This window comes from Umezawaea endophytica (assembly GCF_025061645.1).
Lineage (GTDB): Bacteria > Actinomycetota > Actinomycetes > Mycobacteriales > Pseudonocardiaceae > Umezawaea > Umezawaea endophytica.
The window spans coordinates 25,596-43,919 of record NZ_JANYMP010000039.1 but is presented as its reverse complement, the minus strand read 5'-3'; the positions used below and the strand labels follow the sequence as shown (position 1 = coordinate 43,919).

Annotated in this window: 21 protein-coding genes; 12 read left to right on the top strand and 9 right to left on the bottom strand. The window is 71.6% G+C overall.

Going from position 1 to position 18,324, the window contains the following annotated elements; all coding sequences use genetic code 11:
• Positions 1-103 precede the first annotated feature (103 nt).
• The 3 genes from NZH93_RS44575 to NZH93_RS44565 all read left to right on the top strand — a co-directional run bounded on the left by NZH93_RS44575 (position 104) and on the right by NZH93_RS44565 (position 2,500).
• A complete protein-coding gene (locus NZH93_RS44575) occupies positions 104-775 on the top strand; it encodes a TetR/AcrR family transcriptional regulator (RefSeq protein WP_259629406.1) in 672 nt (223 codons plus the stop codon).
• 78 nt (positions 776-853) lie between these two features.
• A complete protein-coding gene (locus NZH93_RS44570) occupies positions 854-1,582 on the top strand; it encodes an SDR family oxidoreductase (protein WP_259629405.1) in 729 nt (242 codons plus the stop codon).
• A gap of 24 nt (positions 1,583-1,606) precedes the next feature.
• Complete coding sequence (locus tag NZH93_RS44565; RefSeq protein ID WP_259629404.1) at positions 1,607-2,500, top strand: SDR family oxidoreductase; 894 nt, start codon at positions 1,607-1,609, stop codon at positions 2,498-2,500.
• A gap of 54 nt (positions 2,501-2,554) precedes the next feature.
• Here the strand turns inward: NZH93_RS44565 and NZH93_RS44560 are convergent, their stop codons facing one another.
• From NZH93_RS44560 to NZH93_RS44550, 3 genes are all read right to left on the bottom strand, one after another.
• Positions 2,555-3,013, bottom strand: coding sequence for an ACT domain-containing protein (locus NZH93_RS44560; protein ID WP_259629403.1), 459 nt, complete (start codon positions 3,011-3,013; stop codon positions 2,555-2,557).
• 8 nt (positions 3,014-3,021) lie between these two features.
• Positions 3,022-4,710, bottom strand: coding sequence for a PHP domain-containing protein (locus NZH93_RS44555; protein WP_259629402.1), 1,689 nt, complete (start codon positions 4,708-4,710; stop codon positions 3,022-3,024).
• Positions 4,711-4,820: 110 nt separating this feature from the next.
• Positions 4,821-5,693 carry an alpha/beta fold hydrolase gene (locus NZH93_RS44550; RefSeq protein WP_259629401.1) on the bottom strand — a complete coding sequence of 291 codons (873 nt, stop codon included), beginning with the start codon at positions 5,691-5,693 and terminating at the stop codon, positions 4,821-4,823.
• Between the two features lie 163 nt (positions 5,694-5,856).
• On the opposite strand from NZH93_RS44550, the gene NZH93_RS44545 reads away from it, so the two are divergent.
• Positions 5,857-7,074 carry an alginate lyase family protein gene (locus NZH93_RS44545; protein WP_259629400.1) on the top strand — a complete coding sequence of 406 codons (1,218 nt, stop codon included), beginning with the start codon at positions 5,857-5,859 and terminating at the stop codon, positions 7,072-7,074.
• On the opposite strand, the gene NZH93_RS44540 is transcribed toward NZH93_RS44545, so the two are convergent.
• Entirely contained in the window at positions 7,031-7,816 is a 786-nt protein-coding gene (locus tag NZH93_RS44540) for an isocitrate lyase/PEP mutase family protein (RefSeq protein WP_259629399.1), read from the bottom strand. The genes NZH93_RS44545 and NZH93_RS44540 overlap by 44 nt on opposite strands.
• On the bottom strand, positions 7,813-8,373 hold the full coding sequence (locus tag NZH93_RS44535; RefSeq protein ID WP_259629398.1) for a hypothetical protein: 561 nt from the start codon (positions 8,371-8,373) through the stop codon (positions 7,813-7,815). Before NZH93_RS44535 ends, NZH93_RS44540 begins: the two co-directional genes overlap by 4 nt.
• A gap of 66 nt (positions 8,374-8,439) precedes the next feature.
• Here NZH93_RS44535 and NZH93_RS44530 point away from each other — a divergent pair, with 66 nt between their 5' ends.
• Together NZH93_RS44530 and NZH93_RS44525 are read left to right on the top strand one after the other, a co-directional pair.
• On the top strand, positions 8,440-9,132 hold the full coding sequence (locus tag NZH93_RS44530) for an ArsR/SmtB family transcription factor (protein ID WP_259629397.1): 693 nt from the start codon (positions 8,440-8,442) through the stop codon (positions 9,130-9,132).
• Between the two features lie 13 nt (positions 9,133-9,145).
• Positions 9,146-10,120 carry a pentapeptide repeat-containing protein gene (locus NZH93_RS44525; protein ID WP_259629396.1) on the top strand — a complete coding sequence of 325 codons (975 nt, stop codon included), beginning with the start codon at positions 9,146-9,148 and terminating at the stop codon, positions 10,118-10,120.
• Here the strand turns inward: NZH93_RS44525 and NZH93_RS44520 are convergent.
• Positions 10,117-10,869 (bottom strand): PP2C family protein-serine/threonine phosphatase, encoded by a 753-nt coding sequence (locus NZH93_RS44520; protein ID WP_259629395.1) that lies wholly within the window; start codon positions 10,867-10,869, stop codon positions 10,117-10,119. The two genes, NZH93_RS44525 and NZH93_RS44520, sit on opposite strands and share 4 nt — an antisense overlap.
• A gap of 76 nt (positions 10,870-10,945) precedes the next feature.
• On the opposite strand from NZH93_RS44520, the gene NZH93_RS44515 reads away from it, so the two are divergent.
• Together NZH93_RS44515 and NZH93_RS44510 are read left to right on the top strand one after the other, a co-directional pair.
• Positions 10,946-12,688, top strand: a complete 1,743-nt coding sequence (locus tag NZH93_RS44515) for an N-6 DNA methylase (protein ID WP_259629394.1) — start codon at positions 10,946-10,948, stop codon at positions 12,686-12,688.
• Positions 12,689-12,705: 17 nt separating this feature from the next.
• The gene (locus NZH93_RS44510; RefSeq protein WP_259629393.1) at positions 12,706-13,602 is read left to right on the top strand and encodes a serine/threonine-protein kinase; all 897 of its coding nucleotides are present in this window, start codon (positions 12,706-12,708) and stop codon (positions 13,600-13,602) included.
• On the opposite strand, the gene NZH93_RS44505 is transcribed toward NZH93_RS44510, so the two are convergent.
• From NZH93_RS44505 to NZH93_RS44495, 3 genes are all read right to left on the bottom strand, one after another.
• Positions 13,599-13,910: a winged helix-turn-helix domain-containing protein gene (locus tag NZH93_RS44505; RefSeq protein WP_259629392.1), complete on the bottom strand. Its 312-nt coding sequence runs from the start codon at positions 13,908-13,910 to the stop codon at positions 13,599-13,601. The two genes, NZH93_RS44510 and NZH93_RS44505, sit on opposite strands and share 4 nt — an antisense overlap.
• Complete coding sequence (locus NZH93_RS44500) at positions 13,907-14,389, bottom strand: hypothetical protein (RefSeq protein ID WP_259629391.1); 483 nt, start codon at positions 14,387-14,389, stop codon at positions 13,907-13,909. The genes NZH93_RS44505 and NZH93_RS44500 overlap by 4 nt, the downstream gene beginning before the upstream one ends.
• 74 nt (positions 14,390-14,463) lie before the next feature.
• Positions 14,464-15,540 carry an ROK family transcriptional regulator gene (locus NZH93_RS44495; RefSeq protein WP_259629390.1) on the bottom strand — a complete coding sequence of 359 codons (1,077 nt, stop codon included), beginning with the start codon at positions 15,538-15,540 and terminating at the stop codon, positions 14,464-14,466.
• A gap of 69 nt (positions 15,541-15,609) precedes the next feature.
• Here NZH93_RS44495 and NZH93_RS44490 point away from each other — a divergent pair, with 69 nt between their 5' ends.
• The 4 genes from NZH93_RS44490 to NZH93_RS44475 are packed head-to-tail and all read left to right on the top strand — an operon-like array spanning position 15,610 to position 18,300.
• Entirely contained in the window at positions 15,610-16,656 is a 1,047-nt protein-coding gene (locus tag NZH93_RS44490) for a Gfo/Idh/MocA family oxidoreductase (protein WP_259629389.1), read from the top strand.
• A complete protein-coding gene (locus NZH93_RS44485; protein WP_259629388.1) occupies positions 16,653-17,129 on the top strand; it encodes a heme-degrading domain-containing protein in 477 nt (158 codons plus the stop codon). The genes NZH93_RS44490 and NZH93_RS44485 overlap by 4 nt, the downstream gene beginning before the upstream one ends.
• The gene (locus NZH93_RS44480; RefSeq protein ID WP_259629387.1) at positions 17,126-17,932 is read left to right on the top strand and encodes an SAM-dependent methyltransferase; all 807 of its coding nucleotides are present in this window, start codon (positions 17,126-17,128) and stop codon (positions 17,930-17,932) included. The genes NZH93_RS44485 and NZH93_RS44480 overlap by 4 nt, the downstream gene beginning before the upstream one ends.
• A gap of 20 nt (positions 17,933-17,952) precedes the next feature.
• On the top strand, positions 17,953-18,300 hold the full coding sequence (locus NZH93_RS44475) for an HPF/RaiA family ribosome-associated protein (protein WP_259629386.1): 348 nt from the start codon (positions 17,953-17,955) through the stop codon (positions 18,298-18,300).
• The last annotated feature ends 24 nt before the right edge of the window (positions 18,301-18,324 follow it).

The following is an 18,324-nucleotide window of genomic DNA, read 5'->3' as shown; positions in this document are numbered from 1 at the left end:
GCCGGGGGTCGCTGCCGAACGTCGGGAGCGGCCCCCAGCGGCGTTAGCAACGCTTCCACCTCAGAGGTAGCGTCGCTACGATCCTTGTGTTAGCGTTGCTTCCATGAGCACGAGAGCACGGATACTGGAAGCAGCGGCCGAGCTGCTCGCCGAGTCGCCGATCGCCGACGTGTCGACCAGGGCGGTCTGCGAGGCCGCCGGTGTCGGCGCCCCCGCGCTGTACCGGCAGTTCGGCGACAAGGAAGGCCTGCTCTCGGCGGTCGTGGACCACGGCTTCGAGAAGTACCTGGCGGGCAAGCGGGCCGCCGTGCCCTCCGAGGACCCCGTGCGGGACCTGCGGAACGGCTGGGACTCCCACGTGGCGTTCGCGCTGGAGAACCCCAGCTACTACCGGCTCATGTACTCCCCCACCGTGAGCGGCACGCCCGCCGCGGCGGTCGAGGCCCACCAGCTCCTGCTGCGGGTCGTCGAGCGGTGTGCCGCCGCGGGCAGGCTGAGCGTGTCACCCGAGGTGGCCGCGCAGATGGTCATGTCGGCCAACACCGGTGTCGCGCTGGTCCTCATCACCCGGCGCGAGCTCTACGCGCCGGAGGTCTCCACCCGCGTCCGGGACGCGATCCACGCGGCGATCCTGGTTCCGGGCGGAACCCCGGTCGCCGACAACGGCGGCACGGCGTCCGCGCTCGGCGCCCAGTTGCGCCGGTCGCCGCAGGAGAAGTTGACGGCGGCCGAGACGGGCCTGCTCCAGGAGTGGCTGACCCGCCTCACCGACTAGTACCCCAAGTCCAGCAGCACCAGCGGTTGTCGCACCGAGCGACACCCGGCGATACCCCACACCCCGAAGGAGAAGACCATGAGCAAGCGCGTCGCGATCGTCACCGGTGGTTCCCGCGGCATCGGCCGGGAGAGCGCCGAGCGGCTCGGCCGGGACGGCTTCGCCGTCGTCGTCAACTACGCGGGCAACGAGACCGAGGCGAAGGCCGCCGTGGACGCCATCACCGGCGCGGGCGGGGAGGCCATCGCCGTCAAGGCGGACGTGGCCGAGGTCGACCAGGTGACCGCGCTGTTCGACGCGGCCGAGTCCACGTTCGGCGGGGTCGACGTGGTCGTCCACGCCGCGGGCACCATGTACCTGGCGCCGGTGGCGGACATCGACTTCGACGCCCTGGACCGCATGCACCGCACCAACATCCGAGGCACGTTCGTCGTCGGCCAGCAGGCTTCCCGCCGGGTCCGCGAGGGTGGCGCGATCATCACGTTCTCCACGTCGGTGCTCGGCCTGCGGATGCCGAACTACGCCCCGTACGCCGCCACCAAGGGCGCCGTCGAGGCCATCACGATGATCCTGGCCAAGGAGTTGCGCGGCAGGGACATCACGGTCAACACCGTCGCCCCCGGCCCCACCGCCACCGCGCTGTTCCTGGACGGCAAGGACGACGAGACCATCGCCACCATGGCTAAGGCCGCCCCGCTGGAGCGCCTCGGCCAGCCCACCGACCTCGCCGACCTCGTCGCGTTCCTCGCGGGCCCGTCCCGGTGGATCAACGGCCAGGTCATCCGCTCCAACGGCGGGATCGTCTAACACCGTCCGGAAAGGACACACGTCATGAGCAAGGTCATCGTCATCACCGGGGCGTCCAGCGGTATCGGTGAACTCTCCGCCAAGGCCCTCGCCCGAGCCGGCCACACCGTCTACGCCGGGATGCGCAACACCAAGGGGCGCAACGCGTCCAAGGTCGCCGAGTACGCGGAGCACGCGCGGGACAACGGGGTCGACCTGCGGTCGGTCGAGCTGGACGTGTCCAGCCAGGAGTCCGCCGACGCCGCCATCACCGCCGTGCACGCCGCCCACGACCGCGTCGACGTCGTGATGCACAACGCGGGCCACATGGTGACCGGCCCGACCGAGGCGTTCACGCCGGAGGAGATGGCGCAGGTCTACGACACCAACGTGCTCGGCGCGCAACGGGTGAACCGCGCGGTCCTGCCACTGCTCCGCGCCCAGGGTCACGGTCTGCTGCTGTGGACCGGCAGCACGAGCACCCGCGGCGGCACCCCGCCGTACCTCGCGCCGTACTTCGCGGCCAAGGCGGCCATGGACTCCATCGCGGTCAGCTACGCCGCCGAGGTCGCCCGCTTCGGCATCGAGACCGCGATCATCGTGCCGGGCGCGTTCACCGCGGGCACCAACCACTTCCCGAACAGCGGGCGTCCGGCCGACCAGGCCAGGGTCGCCGCCTACGAGGCGCGCTACGCCGGGCTGTCGGAGCAGGTCGCGGAGCGGCTCGCCGCCCTCGCGCCGCCGGACGCCGACGTGTCGGCCGTCGCGGAGGCCGTGGTCGAGGTGGTCGGGCTACCCCATGGCACCAGGCCGTTCCGCACCCACGTCGACCCGTCCCACGACGGCGCGGAGGAGGTTTCCGCGGTGGCCGACCGGATCCGGGTCGAGTTCCTGGAGCGCATCGGACTCGGTGACCTGCTCACGCCCGCGCGGTCCTAGCGGTTGCGGGTGCTCCTTGGCCGGTCAGGACGCTGACCGGCCAAGGAGCACCCGTCAATGCGATCCCGCGCAGCACTCGTGCGGCTGCTCGACCTCGGCGGGCTGGAACACCCCGCCCGCCGCGGGTTCGACCAGCAGCACCAGCAGCCCGTCGCGGTACTCGGGCCGGACGAACCCGCCGGTGTCCACGCGCGTGTCCGGCGTGACCGCCGCCCCGATGCCGACCACCTCGTCGATCGCCGTCGCCTCGACGATCTCCGCGACGTGGTGCACGCCGGTCAGGATCGACTGGCCGGGAAACCGGGCGCACCGCCCTTCGACGGGCGGGTCGATCTCGGTGCCGGGCGCGAGCCCGCTGGTGATCCGGGCGGACACCGCGGTCACGGCGACCGAGTCCTCGCGCTCGACGTGGGTCAGCACGAGGTCGGCCGACACACCCGCCTTGTCCAGCGCGGACAGCACTTCGCGGTCGAAGTGCGCGCCCACCGAGGTGAACGCCGGGACCAACCGCACCCAGCGCACTAGATCACGTCCACGAACACCGGGTTGGCGTAGAACCACAGGTCGCTCCACGGGTCGGAATCAGCGATGACGTCCATGACCGGACCGCCGTCGGACGTCAGCTTCCGGCCGTCGGACCCGCGCACGCGCAGGTAGAACGGGCCGGGGACGTCCTTGAAGACGTAGGTGAACCTCGACCGGTTCTTGGTGACCTCGAACGACTTCACCACGGTCGTGCCCGGCGCGGACAGCGTGTCGCGGTCGGTGACGGGCCCGGTGACCGGGCCCGCGATGAGGTCGAGCTTGGCCAACCTCGGCACCACACCGGCGAAGTTGGGGCCGCCCGCGCCGGTCACCTCGACGGTGACCTCCACCGAACCGCCGCGCTTGACGAACGTGCGCCCGCCCAGCGTGACGCCCTGGTTGTCACCCTCGCCCAGGGCCCGCACGCGCAGGTCGAGGCCGTCGATCAGCCTGCCGTGCACCGCGATCACCTTGCCCGCCTGGAGTCCGCGCATCACGTCCACGTAGGACCGCGACCGCGAGCCGACGACGGTCCGGCTGTAGAAACCGGGGAAGAAGTCGCCGAAACCGGTCTGCTTCACGCCGGAGTCGACCGGCGCGCCCTTGCTGCCGGTCTTGTCGTAGTCCTGCGGGCCGGGCGTCAGCGTGTCGTTGAAGACCTGGTGCACGTCGGAGGTCGACGTGATCCACCACGGCCTGCCCTCGGCCAGCATCGAGTCCCAGAGCCCGCCGACCTTGGCGGTCATCCAGTCGAACCCGCCGTAGGTGCGGTAGGGGTTCTCGGTCGCGCTGGGCGCGTAGCCGGGGTGGCTGTCGACACCGGGCGACGAGTCGTAGTAGCCGCGAGCGCCACCACGGCCGCCGGAGGCCTTCGAGATGCCCGCGGCCTGGTGGCCGGGCGCGCCCTCCATGCCCACGGCCACGCCGGGCGCCGCGTCGCGCCAGCCGCGCAGCTCGTGCGGGCTGTCGACACCGCGCCGCGACGGGTGGTTGGCGAACATCAGCGCGATCTCGGTCCGTCCACTGAGGACCTGCGACTCCAGGTACCGCAGCGCGGCCAGCGCGTACGGCTCGCCGTCGGCCGACGTGGAGCGGGTGATGAGCCCCTTGCCGCCGTTGGCGACCGCGGTGGACAGGATGCCCCCGTCGTAGCCCGCCTCGAACGCGCGCAGGATGTCGACGGTGTGGCGGTCCGGCGGCAGGAACACGGTCGCGTGCTCGGCGCCGGGGATGTTCCACTCCAGCCCCTGGTAGACCAGCACGTCGCGGTTCGACCGGCGGGCCTTCTCGATGTCCGGCGTGACCTGGTCGAGGGAGAACTTCTGGTGCGCCACACCGCCGTGGTCGGTGATGACCATCCAGTCGAGGCCGTGCTCGCGGGCCTTGGCGACCTGCTGCGAGACCGTGTACTGGCCGTCGCCGGAGTACTGGGTGTGGATGTGGTGGTCGCCCGCGTACCAGCGCTGCGGCGTCCCCCACCGGTTCGTCGGCAGCGGCGTCGCGGCGGCCTCGCCCGCGCCCGCGCTCGCCAGAGCGGCGCCGCCGACGGCGACACCGAGCCCGGCGAGGAACCTCCGGCGGGCGACCGCGATGGGGCGGTCGTCCGCCGGGTCCTGCCAACTTCCCTCGACGGGCTCTACCTCGTGGTGGTGGTGCTCGTGGCCATCGTGATGGTGGTGCGACATGTCTGGGGCTCACCGTTCGCGGGTCGGCAGCTACGTCGTCGCGGAGTATGTCCAGGCAGGAGCGCTGACAACGTGGGACAACCGGTGAACAGACGATGAACCCTCACGTCTTATCGCGCACGCTTGGCGTTAGCCGCCACCGCCTCCACGACGGTCGGCCACACGTCGAGCGGGAGGTCGTGGCCCATGCCGTCGATGATGATCAGCTCGGCGTCCGGGACCGCCGCCGCCGTCGCCTCGCCACCGGACCGGTGGACCAGCGGGTCGTCGGAGCCGTGGATCACCACGGTCGGCACGGTCACGCCGCGCAGGCCCTCGGTCCGGTCGGGCGAGGCGATGACCGCGGCGAGCTGCCGCAGCGTGCTCATCGGCCGGTTCGACCGGTCGTAGCTCGCGGCGATCCGCTCGCGCGCCGCGTCCTCGTCCACCGCGAACCCCGGCGAGCGGGTCATGCGCGACGCGACCAGCCGCTGCTCGATGACGGCCTCGCGGGTCGTGGCGGCGGGCTGGGCGAACGTCGCCACGATCTCCGGCCTGCCCTGGCCGACGGTCTTGTCGCCGGTGGTGGACATGATCGAGCACAGGCTGAGCACGCGCTCGGGGTGGTCGACGACGACCTGCTGGGCGATCATGCCGCCCATCGACGCGCCGACCAGGTGCGCCCGCTCGACCCCGAGCCCGTCGAGCAGGACGACGACGTCGGCGGCCATGTCGGACAGCAGGTACGGCGCGCTGGAGGTGTCCCCCGCCGACAGCGCGGCGAAGTCCGGCAGTGGCAGGTGGCCGAACTCGGTCGAGAGGCCGATGTCCCGGTTGTCGAACCGCACGACGTGGAAGCCCTGGGCGGCGAACAGCTCGCACAGCCTCGTGTCCCAGTTGGTCATCTGCGCGCCGAGCCCCATCACCAGCAGCAGCACCGGGTCGGCCGGGTCGCCGAAGGAGTCGTACTCGAGTTCGAGGTCCTGGAACGTCACTCTTGGCATGTGCGGCGGCCTTTCCGGAAATCAATTCTGTTCACATGGATGAATTCGCAGCTTGCCTGGTCGCGCATAAAGCGGGGGAAAAGTTCCGGTTCTCGAAACCATTGACCTAACTGGTCTGGACCACTAACACTGGCCGTCTCCCCAACCCCTGCGAGGAGACCTGATGACCCGTTCACCCCTGCGTCGGAAAATCATCGTGGCCGCCCTGTCGACCCTGCTCACGGTAGCCGGGACCCAGGTGGCGACCGCCGCGGCCCCGCCACCCGCCGGAGGTGTGGCCATCGCGGCGCCCGCGACGTTCACCCATCCCGGCGTGCTCGTCAGCAGGCCACAACTGGAGTTCATGCGCACCAAGGTGCTCGCGAACGCACAACCGTGGAAATCCGCTTACGACCAGATGATGGGGAGCAAGTACGCGTCCCTGACCCGCACGCCGAAGCCGCGCGCGGTCGTCGAATGCGGTTCCTACTCGAACCCGAACTACGGCTGCACCGATGAACGCGAGGACGCCATCGCGGCGTACACGCTGTCGCTCGCCTGGTACGTCACGAAGGACGCCCGGTACGCGGACAAGGCGATCCAGATCATGGACGCGTGGTCCCCGGTGATCAAGGACCACACCAACAGCAACGCCCGCCTGCAAACGGCGTGGTCCGGTTCGTCGTGGCCCAAGGCCGCCGAGATCATCCGCTACACCTACACGGGCTGGCCCGCCGCGAACGCGACCCGGTTCGCCACGATGCTGCGCACGGTCTACCTGCCGGAGATCCAGGCGGGCCTGGCGAACACGAACGGCAACTGGGAACTCAGCATGATGGAGGCCTCGATCGGCATCGCGGTCTTCCTGGAGGACAAGGCCGCCTACGACAGGGCGGTGTCCATCTTCCGCACCAGGCTGCCCGCGTACATCTACCTGACCAGCGACGGCGCCCTGCCGAAGACGCCGCCCGGCAGCGGCATCGACACCCGCGCGGAGATCGTCTCCTACTGGCACAACCAGTCCACGTTCCAGGACGGCGTCAGCCAGGAGACGTGCCGCGACTTCACCCACACCGGCTACGGCCTGGCCGCCGCGGCGCACATCGCCGAGACGGCCCACCACCAGGGCCAGGACCTGTGGGGCGAGAACCAGGACCGGATGCGCCACGCGTACGGCCTGCACGCCCGCTACCAGTTGGAGGCGATGCCGTCCTGGTTGTGCGGCGGTACCCGCAACCAGAACCTCGGCCCGACGACCGAGGTCGCCTTCAACGCGCTCAACACCCGCCTGGGCATCGCGATGGCCAACACCCAGCGCTACACCGAGCAGCAGCGCCCGCAGGGCACCGACAACCTGTTCATCGCCTGGGAAACCCTGACCCACGCCCAGAACCCGGCGTAGTCAGGGCCAGCACGTCGGCGTAGGTCGGCACGCCGTCCGCGACGGGACCACCGTCGCGGACGGCCTTCGCCGTCTCGACCGCGGCGTGCAGCGCGGCCCGGAACAGCAGCGATCCCGTGCTGATCCGCCGAACCCCCAGTCCCGCCAACCGCTCCACGCCGAGCGCGGGCACGTGCAGGACGTTCAGCGGCAAGTCAACCGCCTCGACCACGGCGGCGATCTCCAGCTCCCGCGCCAATCCCGGCACGAACACCCCGTCCGCGCCCGCGTCCCGGTACCTCAACGCACGGTCCACTGTGGACCCCTGATCCGCGCCGACCCAGTAGGTGTCCACGCGGGCGTTGACGAACAACCCCGGCCCGCCGTCCTTGACCGCGCGCACCAGCCGGGCCTGCTCCACCGGATCGGCCAGCACCCCACCGGGCCGCCCGTCCTCGATGTTGACGCCCGCGACGCCCAGCGAGGTCAGTTCCGCCGCCAGTTCCCGGACGTCGACGCTGAACCCGGACTCGATGTCCACGGTCACCGGCACCGGCAGCCCCACGATCCGCCGGGCCAGCGCCACCGTCTCGTCCCGCGTGACCCCCTCGCCGTCCGGCAGCCCGGCAGCGGCGGCCACGCCGAGGCTCGTCGTCCCGATCGCCGCGAACCCGGCGGCGCACAGCGCGGCGGCGGACGCGAAATCCCAGGCGTTGGGCAGCACCAGCGGCCGGTCGGCGTGGTGCAGGTCGTGGAACGTCATCGGACCAGCCCTTCCGCGATGGCGAGCGCGTGCCGCTCACCGGGACAGGCGTGCGCGCCGAGCCCGAAGGGGTGGTCGGTCAGGTCGACCTCCACCACCGCGCCGTCCGGGGCGACCCGCCGGGTGGTCGGCACGGGCGGGTGGACGCCCGCGACCAGCGCCGCCGTGGCCGCGCAGGCCTGCACCAGCAACCCGATCCGGTTCGCGGTGACCTCGTCGTACGCCCCGCACGCGGCCACCAGCCGAGCCAGTGCCTCGTCGGCCTCGTCGGTGATCGCCGTGTGGGGCTGGTAGGACCGCGCGACCACCTCGACGTCCTCCGCGGCCACGGACAGCCCCAGCGCCTCCGCCAGCACCTCCACGGGGCCGCTCCGCCTCCGCGCGGCCAGGTCCCGCAGCGCTCCTGGGTCGACGGCCGCCAGCTCGGCCTCGACCACCGCCCGCCGCCGCCGGTGCGGCACGCCTTCGCTGAAGCGCGCGACGGACGCCCGCAACCACGCCACGCCGTCAACGGCGTCGGGCACCGGCGGAACGGTGTACTCCGGATCGGTCAGCATGCCCGGAACGCTAAGCGGTCGACGGTTCGGCGCGCGCCGAACCGTCGACGGCCTACCGTCGTCCCCGTGGAAGGACTGGCGAACCTGGCTGGACTGCTGGCGGACCGCACCAGGGCCGCGTTCTGCGTTGCCCTGCTGGACGGCCGCGCGTGGACGGCGGGCGAACTGGCGGCCCACGCGGGTGTGGCCCCGTCCACGGCGAGCGAGCACCTGGGCCGCCTGGTGGCGGGCGGTCTGCTCGTGGAGCGCAGGCAGGGCCGCCACCGCTACGTGCAACTGGCGGACCAGCGCGTGGCGCACCTGCTGGAAGACCTGGTGGCGCACGTGGAACCGGCGGAGCCCGCGCGGACCCTCCGCTCCTCCACGGCGTCCGCCGCGCTGGCCAGGGGCCGCACCTGCTACGACCACTTCGCCGGACGCCTCGGCGTGGCGATCACCGACGCCATGACCGCCAACGGCTACCTGGCCCAGACCGACGGCTTCACCGTCACCGAGGCCGGTCTGGCGTGGCTGACCGGCCCGCTGGCCGCCGACCCGACCGCGCTCCGCACGGCGAGACGCCCGCTCGGCCGTCCCTGCCTGGACTGGACGGAACGGCGCACCCACCTGGCGGGCACGGCCGGAGCCCACGTGTGCGCCCACTTCCAGGACCGGGGCTGGGTCCGCCGCACCGGCACGGGCCGGGCGGTCCGCGTGACCCCGGCGGGCGCGGCGGCGTTGCGGGACCTGCTCGACCTGGACGCGGCCGGGCTCGACTGACGAAGATCGGCTCGTGACGAGTCGAACGTTCCGCGCCGTGTCCGCGGCGATCATCCTGCTGGCGCTCGTCGTGGTCGCCAGCCTGGAGGTCCTGCCGCCGCTGTTCCACCCGTCGCTGACGGACGCGGACCTGCGGGGCGTGGCGAACGCCGAGACCCGCATCCAGCTCCAGCAGGCGCAGGGGCAGTTGCAGAACAACGTCCGCTCGGCCCTGCTCCAGATGTGCGCAGGCCTGCTGGTGGTCATCGGCGCCGCGGCCACTTGGTGGCAGGTCCAGGTCAACCGGGAGGGCCAGCTCACCGACCGGTTCACCAAGGCCGTCGAGCAGATCGGCAGCGACAAGGTCGACGTCCGCATCGGCGGGATCTACGCGCTCAAGCGCATCGCCGTGAACTCGCCCGCCGACCGGGACACCGTCCAGTTCATCCTGGGGGCGTTCATCCGCAACAACTCACCGCGCGGGGACGACGACGGTCTCCCGGAGGAGCGGCGGTGGCTGCTCATCGCCCACCCCGACATCCAGACGGCCGTGGAGGTGCTGGCCCAGCGGATCTCGTTCCCGCGCCACCGCGCCGACCGGCCGAGCACCCGCCGGAAGTTCCCGGACGACAAGAAGCTCTACCTGTCCAGGGTGAACCTGCGCGGCGTGCAGGTGTACCAGGGCGGGTTGATCAACACCCAGCTCCGGCACAGCGACCTCGCCCACTCGTGGATGCAGGGCACCGTGCTGGACGGCAGCGACCTGAAGTCGGCCGACCTGCGCGGGAGCTTCCTGCGGGAGACCAGCTTCGTGGACGCCAACCTGGCCCTCGCGCACCTGTCCGGCGCCGACCTGCGGGACGCCGACCTCCGTCGCGCCGACCTGCGCGGCACGGACCTGCGCGACGCCGACCTCACCGGGGCGAGGCTCGAGGGCGCGCTGGTGGACGAGGCCACGTCGTGGCCCGTCCAGCACGCCGACGTCCGACCGACCCCGGCGGGGGCCTAGAGCAGTCGACCGCTCCAGTGGGCCAGCCACTCGTCGTTCACGACGTCCACCAGCACGCAGGTGATGTTGTCCGGCCCACCGGCCTCGTTGGCCAGCGCGATCAGCTTCACGACCACCTCGTCGCGGTCCTCGGTCCCCGCGAGGACCTCCAGGATCGCCTCGGGCGGCACGACGTCCGACAGGCCGTCGGAGCACAGCAGGTACCGGTCGTTCACCTGCGCCTCGTGCAGGAACACGTCCGGCTCGGGCGAGTTGCCCGCCTGGAGCGCGCGCATCAGCATCGACCGGCGCGGGTGCAGCGCGGCCTGCTCGGCGGGCATCCGACCCTCGTCCACCAGCGCCTGCACCATCGTGTGGTCCCGCGTGACCTGCTGGATCTCGCCGTCCCGGACGAGGTAGCACCGGGAGTCGCCGATGTGCGCGACGGCGAACTTGGCGCCGTCGACCCACAGCAGGGCGGTCAGGGTGGTGCCCATGCCGCGCATCCGCAGGTCCTGCTCGGCCATGTCGGTGAGCCGCAGCGCGACCTCGTCCATCATCGCCGTCAGCGCGGTCACGGGGTCGCCGCTGACGTCGTAGTGGGCCAGCACGTCGATGGCCGTGGCGCTCGCGATCTCGCCGAACGCGTGTCCGCCCATGCCGTCGGCGACGGCGAACAGCGGCGGCTCGGCGCAGGCGGAATCCTCGTTCAGCTCGCGGCGGAGCCCTGGATGGGTGCCAACGGCGTGGGCGAGCCGGTTGTGCGTCATGACAACAGTGAAACATTGGTTGATTCGGTTCACAAGCAGAACCACTGTGCATCGGTTGTGAACTAGTGTGTATGGCATGGACCAGGACGCCACCGTGAGCGCGGGCGACATCGCCCGCCTCGTCGACGTGGGGCGTGCTGCCGTGAGCAACTGGCGCCGACGGCACGAGGACTTCCCCCAGCCCGTCGGCGGCACCGCGTCCAGCCCGCTGTTCTCCCTCAACGAGGTCGAGGACTGGTTGCGGCGCAACGGGAAGCGCGTCGACGTGTCCCCCGTGGAGCGGGCCTGGCAGTGGCTGCGCGGAGCGGGCGACGACCTGGGCCTCGGCGACCGGGTGGCGGGCGCGGGCGCGGACCTGCTGTCGGAGGACGGCGGCACGCTGGCACCCCTGGCGGCCGAACGCGGTGCCCTGGAGGCGTTCGAGTTCCTCTGCGCGCGCTACCTGGAGGCGCACTCCCGCCAGCTCGACGCGACACCCGCGGACGTGGCGGCCCTGCTGGTGCGGCTGACCAGGCCCGATGGCGGCACGCTGTACGACCCGGCGTGCGGCCTGGGCACGATGCTCGTGGACACGCCCGCCGCGCGGGTGCTCGGGCAGGAGATCGACGACACCACCGCGACCATCGCGTCGCACCGGTTGCGACTTCGCTCACAGCCCGGCGAGATCAGCGTCGGGGACGCGCTGCGGCAGGACGGCTTCGCGGGCGAGCTGGCCGACGCGGTCGTGTGCGACCCGCCGTTCACCGAACGCTCCTGGGGTTACGAGGAGCTGGCGGGCGACGCGCGCTGGGAGTACGGGCTGCCGCCGCGCGGCGAGTCGGAGCTGGCCTGGGTGCAGCACTGCCTGAGCCACGCCAAACCCGGTGGCCTGGTGGCGATCCTGATGCCGTCGGCGGCGGCCAGCCGACGGCCGGGGCGCCGGATCAGGGCGAACCTGCTGCGCGCCGGGGCGCTCCGGGCGATCGTGACGCTGCCCGCCGGGCCGGACCTGTGGCTGCTCCGCCGTCCCGACGCCGGTGACCGCACGCCGTCGCACGTGCTGCTGACCGAGGTCGACGACCTGTCCACTGTGGACCGCAGGTGGGCGGCGTTCCAGACCGACCACGCGGGCGGCCACTCCGTGCCGATCGTGGACCTGCTGGACGAGGACGTCGACCTGAGCCCCGCCGTGCAGTCGTTGCGGCGCAGCGGTGGCGAGGACACGCACCTGGCGTTCGTCGAGGCGCTCACGGCGTTGACGAAGACGGTGCTGCCGACGCCGGAGCTGGACAAGGCGTCGCAGCAGGCGCCGCCCATGACGACGATCGGCGAACTGGCCAAGGCCGGGCTGCTGACGATGAAGCACGCGGGCGCAAAGCTCACCACCGGCAACGGCGAACTGCCGGTGCTGACCGCGGACGACCTGGCGGCGGGCGTGGAGCCGTCGGAGCGCACGGCACCCGACCCGGACCTGGTCGAGGTGGAGCCGGGTGACGTGGTGGCGTCGCCGATGGGCACCGCGCGGGTCGTCGGCTACCAGGCGATCCTGGGGCCGTACCTGGCGGTCTACCGGGTCGACCCGACCAGGCTCGACCCGTACTTCCTCGCGGGCGTGCTGCGCGCGGCCGCGTCGCGGGCCCACCAGGGTTCCAGCCGGGTCGACGCCCGCCGCACGCAGGTGCCGCGGCTGCCGCTGGCCGAACAGCAGGCCTACGGACGCGCGTTCCGGCAGTTGGGCACACTGGAGGACGCGCTGCGCGAGACTGCGGCGCTGGGGGAAAGCGTGATCCGGCTAGGCTTCGGCGGCCTGATGGACGGTCACCTCCGACCGGGGGACTAGCGCGGACGGGAGGCCGGATGCTCATCGCCGACAGGTACGAGCTGGACGACCTGCCGCTCGGCCAGGGTGGGATGGGCGCGGTGCACGGCGGGTACGACCGCCACCTGGACCGCCGCGTCGCGGTGAAGTTCCTGCAGCTACCCGGCAGGCGCGACGAGGAGATGGAGCACCGCTTCACCCGCGAGGCCCGCATCCTGGCGAAGCTGGAGCACGCGGGCGCGCCGGTCCTCTACGACTTCGGCGTCTTCGAGTACCGCATGTACCAGGTGATGCAGTTCATCGACGGTGTCACGGTCGCCGACCTGGTCGGCGAGCACGGCCCGCTGCCGGTGCCGTGGGCCGCGTCGATCGCCGCGCAGGCGTGCGCCGTGCTGGCCGCCGCGCACAGCCTGTCGATCTGCCACCGCGACCTGAAGCCGACGAACCTGATGCTGTGCCCGGACGGCAGCGTGAAGGTGCTGGACTTCGGCCTGGCGGTGCTGCGGGAGTCCGACGTCGCCCAGTTCACCCGGTGGGGCCAGATGCTCGGCACCCCGGCGTACATGGCGCCGGAGCAGATCCAGCGCGGCAACGCCGAACCGCGCAGCGACCTGTACGCGCTGGGCTGCGTGCTGCACGAGATGCTGACGGGCAGGCAGCTCTTCACCGGCGACACGGCGTACACGGTGTTCGACAAGCAGGTGAAGCAGCGGCCGTCGTCCGTGCCGAGGATCCCGGTGGCGCTGGACGAGTTGTTGCAGGACATGCTGGAGAAGGACCCGGAGCGCAGGCCCGCCGACGCGACGACGTTGTTCGAGGGGCTGCTGCCGTTCGCCGTGGACCTGCCGATGCTGCCCGGTTTCCTGACCCCGTCGACCACTCCCAGCCCGGACCGCATGTACGCGCGGGCCGTCGGCCGCGTGCTGGAGGACTAGCCCGGCAGCACGGTGGCGCCCGCGCGCGCCACGATCTCCTGGAGCGCGGCGACGTGCCCGTCGAACGCGGTGCGGCCCGCGTCCGTGAGCCTCGCCGAGGTGCGCGGCCTCTTGCCGACGAAGTGCTTGCGGATCTCCACGTACCCCGCGTCCTCCAGCGTGGTGAGCTGCTTGGACAGCGCCGAGTCCGACATGCCGACGGTGTCGCGGAGGAACTTGAAGTCCGCCCACTCCGCCGCGGCCAGCAGCGAGACGATGGACAGCCGGGTGGGGGCGTGCACCAGGTCGTCGAACTTGGCTTCGGTCATCGGGATCCCTTCGTGGCGCGGTCCAGCATCGTGGCCCGCACGCGGCGCATCAGGATCGGCCCTCCGACGCCCAGCAGCACGGCGCACACGAGCGAGCCCCACGTCGCCGCGTACGGCGTGTCGAGGGCCCCCAGCACGAGGGACGCGGGCAGCGTCACGGCCAGCACCCCGAGGACGAACACCGCGATCTGCCGGGCGCCCGCGGAGCCGAGCAGTTCGCTGCGCGGCTGCGCGTGGCGCAGGGAGCGCACCACCACGACGCCGACGGCGGCGCAGAGGCCGAGGACGAACACCGTGGTGCCGATGCCGATCACCAGGCCGTTCTCCGTCTCGACGGCGGTCGAGAAGCCGACGACCAGCAGGCCGACCGCCCACCAGAACCAGTTCGGGGTCAGCGACCGGTCGAGGACCTGCTCGTGCCGTTGACGGATCTCCGCGAGCGCCTCGGCGGCTTCGCGCGGGGGTGGCTGTTCGTGCATGGCGTCTCCTGACCTCGTGGGGCGACGAGATCAGGATGCCACTAACTTTCCAACTTGGAAAGTACTTTCCTCCACTACGGTCCGCGCTGGCTGTAGAACTCGCTCAGCACGAGCATCGCGGCCCCGGCGGCGACCAGGTCGTCACCCAGCGGGCTGACGCTGATCTCGACCTCCAGCCAGTCCGAGCGCGGCACCTGCTCGCGCACGACCTCGCGGATCGCGTCGGCGTAGAAGTCCGGCGCGCCCTGCACGACCCGGCCGCCGAGCACGACGTGGTCGAGGTCCAGCAACTGCACCAGCCCCGCCACGGCCATGCCGAGCACCGTCACCGCACCCTTGAGGTCACCGGCGGCGACGGCGAGGTTGTGCACGATCTCCACGCACCCGGACCGGCCGCACGCGCAGCGCGGACCGCCGAGCTGGATGGTCGTGTGCCCGTACTCCCCCGCGTTCGTGCGCGCGCCCCGGTGCACCTGCCCGTCGAGCAGCAGCCCGACGCCGACACCCGTGCCGACGATCACCAGCGCCGCGTGCCGCAGTTCGTCACCGCGGCGCCAGGCCTCGGCGATCATCGCGGTGTTGGTGTCCTTGTCGACCACGACCGGCAGGCCGAGCCGGTCGGCGGCCAGGTCGCGCAGCGGCACGTCGTGCCAGCCGACGAGGCCGGTGGCGTCGTGCACCACGCCGTCCCGGTGGTCCAGCGGGCCGACGAAGCCGATGCCCACGCCGAGCAGCCGCTCGTCGGACACGTCGTTGCGGGAGCGCAGGACGTCGACCAGGTTGGCGAGCTCCTCCACGAACACGGCGGGCCCGAAGTCGCGGGGCAGCGCGGTGACCGTGCGGTCCACCACCGCGCCCGACAGGTCCGCGAGGACGACCCGCAGCTCGTCGCGCTCGACGGCCGCGCCGAGCGCGAACCTGCTGGAGGACACCAGGCGCACGAGCGTCCGGGGCTTGCCGACGCCGACGTTGCGCCGCCCGGAGTCGACGAGGAGACCGTCGGCGATGAGCCTGCTGACGATCTTGGACACCGCTTGGGGGGTGAGCCCGCTCTGCTCGGCCAGTTCGACCCTCGTCAGGGGCTCGCCACGGCGAGCGAGTCCGAGCACCACCGCGTCGTTGTAGCCACGCAGGAACCGCAAGTTCGCCACGGCGCCATGATCGCATGAGTTGTCCGTTTTGGCTGGCGATTACACCACAGCGTTGCTTTAATACTCCACATGGCAGATGACCTCCGCACCGGCGTGATCGGGTACGGGATCGCGGGCCGCGTCTTCCACGCGCCGCTGATCAGCTCCACACCCGGCCTCGCCCTCTCCGCGATCGTGACCACCAGCCCCGAACGCCGCGAACAGGCGACCGCCGCGTACCCGGACGTCGACCTGCTCGACACCGCGGACGACCTCCTCGCGTCGGGCGTCGACCTCGTCGTGATCGGCACCCCGAACAAGACCCACGTCGACCTCGCGCTCGCCGCGATCGACCGGGGCATCCCGGTCGTCGTCGACAAGCCGTTCGCCCCGACCGCCGCCGAGGCCCGGCGCGTCGTCGAAGCGGCGAAGGCCAAGGGCGTCCCGCTCACCGTCTTCCAGAACCGCCGCTGGGACAGCGACTTCCGGACCGTGCAGGAGGTCGTGCGGAGCGGGAAGCTCGGCACCCTCAGCCGGTTCGAGTCGCGCTACGAGCGCTGGGTCCCGGAGATCTGGGACAACTGGCGCGAGTTCGGCGCCCCCGAGGAAGCGGGCGGCCTCCTCTACGACCTCGGCGCGCACCTCGTCGACCAGGCCCTCCAGCTCAACGGGCCGGTCCGCAGCGTGTACGCCGAGCTGAACCGCCGCCGCCCCGGCGCGCTCGTGGACGACGACGTGTTCGTCGCGCTCACGCACACCAACGGCGTCCGCTCGCACCTGTGGGCCAGCGCCGCCGCCGCGAACAACGGCCCGCGCTTCCGCCTCCTCGGCGACCAGGCCGCGTTCACCAGCCACGGCATGGACGGCCAGGAGGACGCGCTCCTCGCGGGCAGGCGTCCCGGCCAGGAGGGCTGGGGCGTCGAGCCGGAGTCCGCGTGGGGCTCCCTCGGCCTGGGGGACGACACGAAGCCCGTCCCGAGCGAGAACGGCGGGTACGAGCAGTTCTACGTCCAGCTCGTGGCGGCGCTGCGCGACGGCGGCCCGCTGCCCGTGGACCCCGAGTCGTCCATCGCCGCGCTGGAGATCATCGAGGACGCGTTCGAGTCCGCCAACACCGGTCAGGTCGTGGCGGTGTGAGCGCCGAACTGCTCGCCGAACTGGCGGCCCAGGAAGAACGACTGCGGTTCACCCGCTTCGACAACGACACCGCGCTCGCGCTCGGCGCCCACCTGCTGGAGGCCGCGCGCGCCGAGGAACTGGCCGTCACGATCTCCGTGCGCCGGGGAGGGCAGCGGATCTACCACGCCGCGCTGCCGGGGACGTCGGCCGACAACGACGACTGGATCGACCGCAAGACGCGGGTCGTCGACCGCTACGGGCACAGCTCGTACTACGTCGGCACCCAGTTCAAGGTCGAAGGAAGTACCTTCGAGGAGTCGTCGAGGCTGGATCCCGGCCTCTACGCTGCCCACGGCGGGGTGTTCCCGGTCATCGTCGAAGGTGTCGGCCCCGTCGGCACGGTCGGCGTCTCCGGGCTGCCCCAGGCGGAGGACCACGCGTTCGTCGTGGCCCAGCTCGAGGAGTTCCTCGGTTTACAGGAGGCGCAGTGACACAGGAGCGGTACGGGGTCGACGACATCGACCTCGAGCAGCCGAACCCGGCCAGGATGTACGACTACTACCTGGGTGGGGCGCACAACTTCCAGGCCGACCGGACGCTCGCCGAGCAGGCGATCCAGGTCATGCCGTGGATGCGGGAAGCCGTGCGGGCCAACCGGGCGTTCCTGGCGCGCGCCGTGCGCTTCTGCGTGTCGCAGGGCATCCGCCAGTTCCTCGACCTGGGGTCCGGCATCCCGACGGTCGGCAACGTGCACGAGGTCGCCCAGGGCCTGGCCCCGGAGAGCCGCGTCGCTTACGTCGACATCGAGCCGGTCGCGTACGCGCACAGCAAGCACCTGCTGCGCGACAACCCGAACGCCACCGTGACCAGGGCGGACCTGACGGTCTCCGAGGACGTCCTGACCGCGCCCGCCGTGCTGGAGATGATCGACTTCAGCAAGCCGGTCGCCGTCCTCGCCGTCGCCGTCCTGCACTTCCTGCCCGACGAGCGCCGCCCGCAGGACGTCCTCGGCGCCTACCGCGACGTCGTCGTGCCCGGCAGCTACGTCGTGATGTCGCACGTGACGTCCGACCACAACCCCGAGCAGGCCGCGGGCGCGCTGGCCGTCTACAAGCGATCCGCCAACCCCGTGTACACCCGCAGCCACGCCGAGATCACCGCGATGCTCGACGGCTTGGAGCTGGTCCCGCCCGGTTTGGTCGACGCGACCCAGTGGCACCACGACCACACTCCCGAACTCACCCAGAGGACGGAACACGTCGGCTTCTACGCGGCAGTCGCGCGGCGGGACTAGAGAGCAAGTAGCGTGGTTCCATGAGTGACACCGAAGTCCTTGAGCAGCGACTCCGACTGGGCAACGGGTTCGGCCCGAGCGACCAGGGCCGGGTGGTCCACGCCCTGGCCAACCTCGCGCCGCACCTCAACACCTGGCAGCCCGCGCAGGTCGACCTGGCGCTGTCGGTGAAGGAACGCGGGCAGAAGGACCAGAAGGTCACGTTCGAGGCGTTCCTCTCCGGGTGGCCGCCGTTCGTCGCCACGTCGCACGAGGCCGAGCTGGACATCGCGCTGACCGAGGTGCGCAAGGAGATGATCCGCCAGATCGAGGACGCCAAGTCCCGTCGCGAGCCGCGCAAGCACGACAAGCAGAAGCCGGGCGCGTAGTCGAACACGGAGGAGGGGCGTGGG

Excerpts from the sequence above, each read along its gene's own strand:
- NZH93_RS44505 (WP_259629392.1), bottom strand. The coding sequence starts at position 13,910 with ATGACCGAAGCCAAGTTCGACGACCTGGTGCACGCCCCCACCCGGCTG.
- NZH93_RS44550 (WP_259629401.1), bottom strand. The coding sequence starts at position 5,693 with ATGCCAAGAGTGACGTTCCAGGACCTCGAACTCGAGTACGACTCCTTC.
- NZH93_RS44515 (WP_259629394.1), top strand. The coding sequence starts at position 10,946 with ATGGACCAGGACGCCACCGTGAGCGCGGGCGACATCGCCCGCCTCGTC.
- NZH93_RS44575 (WP_259629406.1), top strand. The coding sequence starts at position 104 with ATGAGCACGAGAGCACGGATACTGGAAGCAGCGGCCGAGCTGCTCGCC.
- NZH93_RS44535 (WP_259629398.1), bottom strand. The coding sequence starts at position 8,373 with ATGCTGACCGATCCGGAGTACACCGTTCCGCCGGTGCCCGACGCCGTT.
- NZH93_RS44555 (WP_259629402.1), bottom strand. The coding sequence starts at position 4,710 with ATGTCGCACCACCATCACGATGGCCACGAGCACCACCACCACGAGGTA.
- NZH93_RS44510 (WP_259629393.1), top strand. The coding sequence starts at position 12,706 with ATGCTCATCGCCGACAGGTACGAGCTGGACGACCTGCCGCTCGGCCAG.
- NZH93_RS44490 (WP_259629389.1), top strand. The coding sequence starts at position 15,610 with ATGGCAGATGACCTCCGCACCGGCGTGATCGGGTACGGGATCGCGGGC.
- NZH93_RS44475 (WP_259629386.1), top strand. The coding sequence starts at position 17,953 with ATGAGTGACACCGAAGTCCTTGAGCAGCGACTCCGACTGGGCAACGGG.
- NZH93_RS44540 (WP_259629399.1), bottom strand. The coding sequence starts at position 7,816 with ATGACGTTCCACGACCTGCACCACGCCGACCGGCCGCTGGTGCTGCCC.
- NZH93_RS44500 (WP_259629391.1), bottom strand. The coding sequence starts at position 14,389 with ATGCACGAACAGCCACCCCCGCGCGAAGCCGCCGAGGCGCTCGCGGAG.
- NZH93_RS44545 (WP_259629400.1), top strand. The coding sequence starts at position 5,857 with ATGACCCGTTCACCCCTGCGTCGGAAAATCATCGTGGCCGCCCTGTCG.
- NZH93_RS44570 (WP_259629405.1), top strand. The coding sequence starts at position 854 with ATGAGCAAGCGCGTCGCGATCGTCACCGGTGGTTCCCGCGGCATCGGC.
- NZH93_RS44565 (WP_259629404.1), top strand. The coding sequence starts at position 1,607 with ATGAGCAAGGTCATCGTCATCACCGGGGCGTCCAGCGGTATCGGTGAA.
- NZH93_RS44520 (WP_259629395.1), bottom strand. The coding sequence starts at position 10,869 with ATGACGCACAACCGGCTCGCCCACGCCGTTGGCACCCATCCAGGGCTC.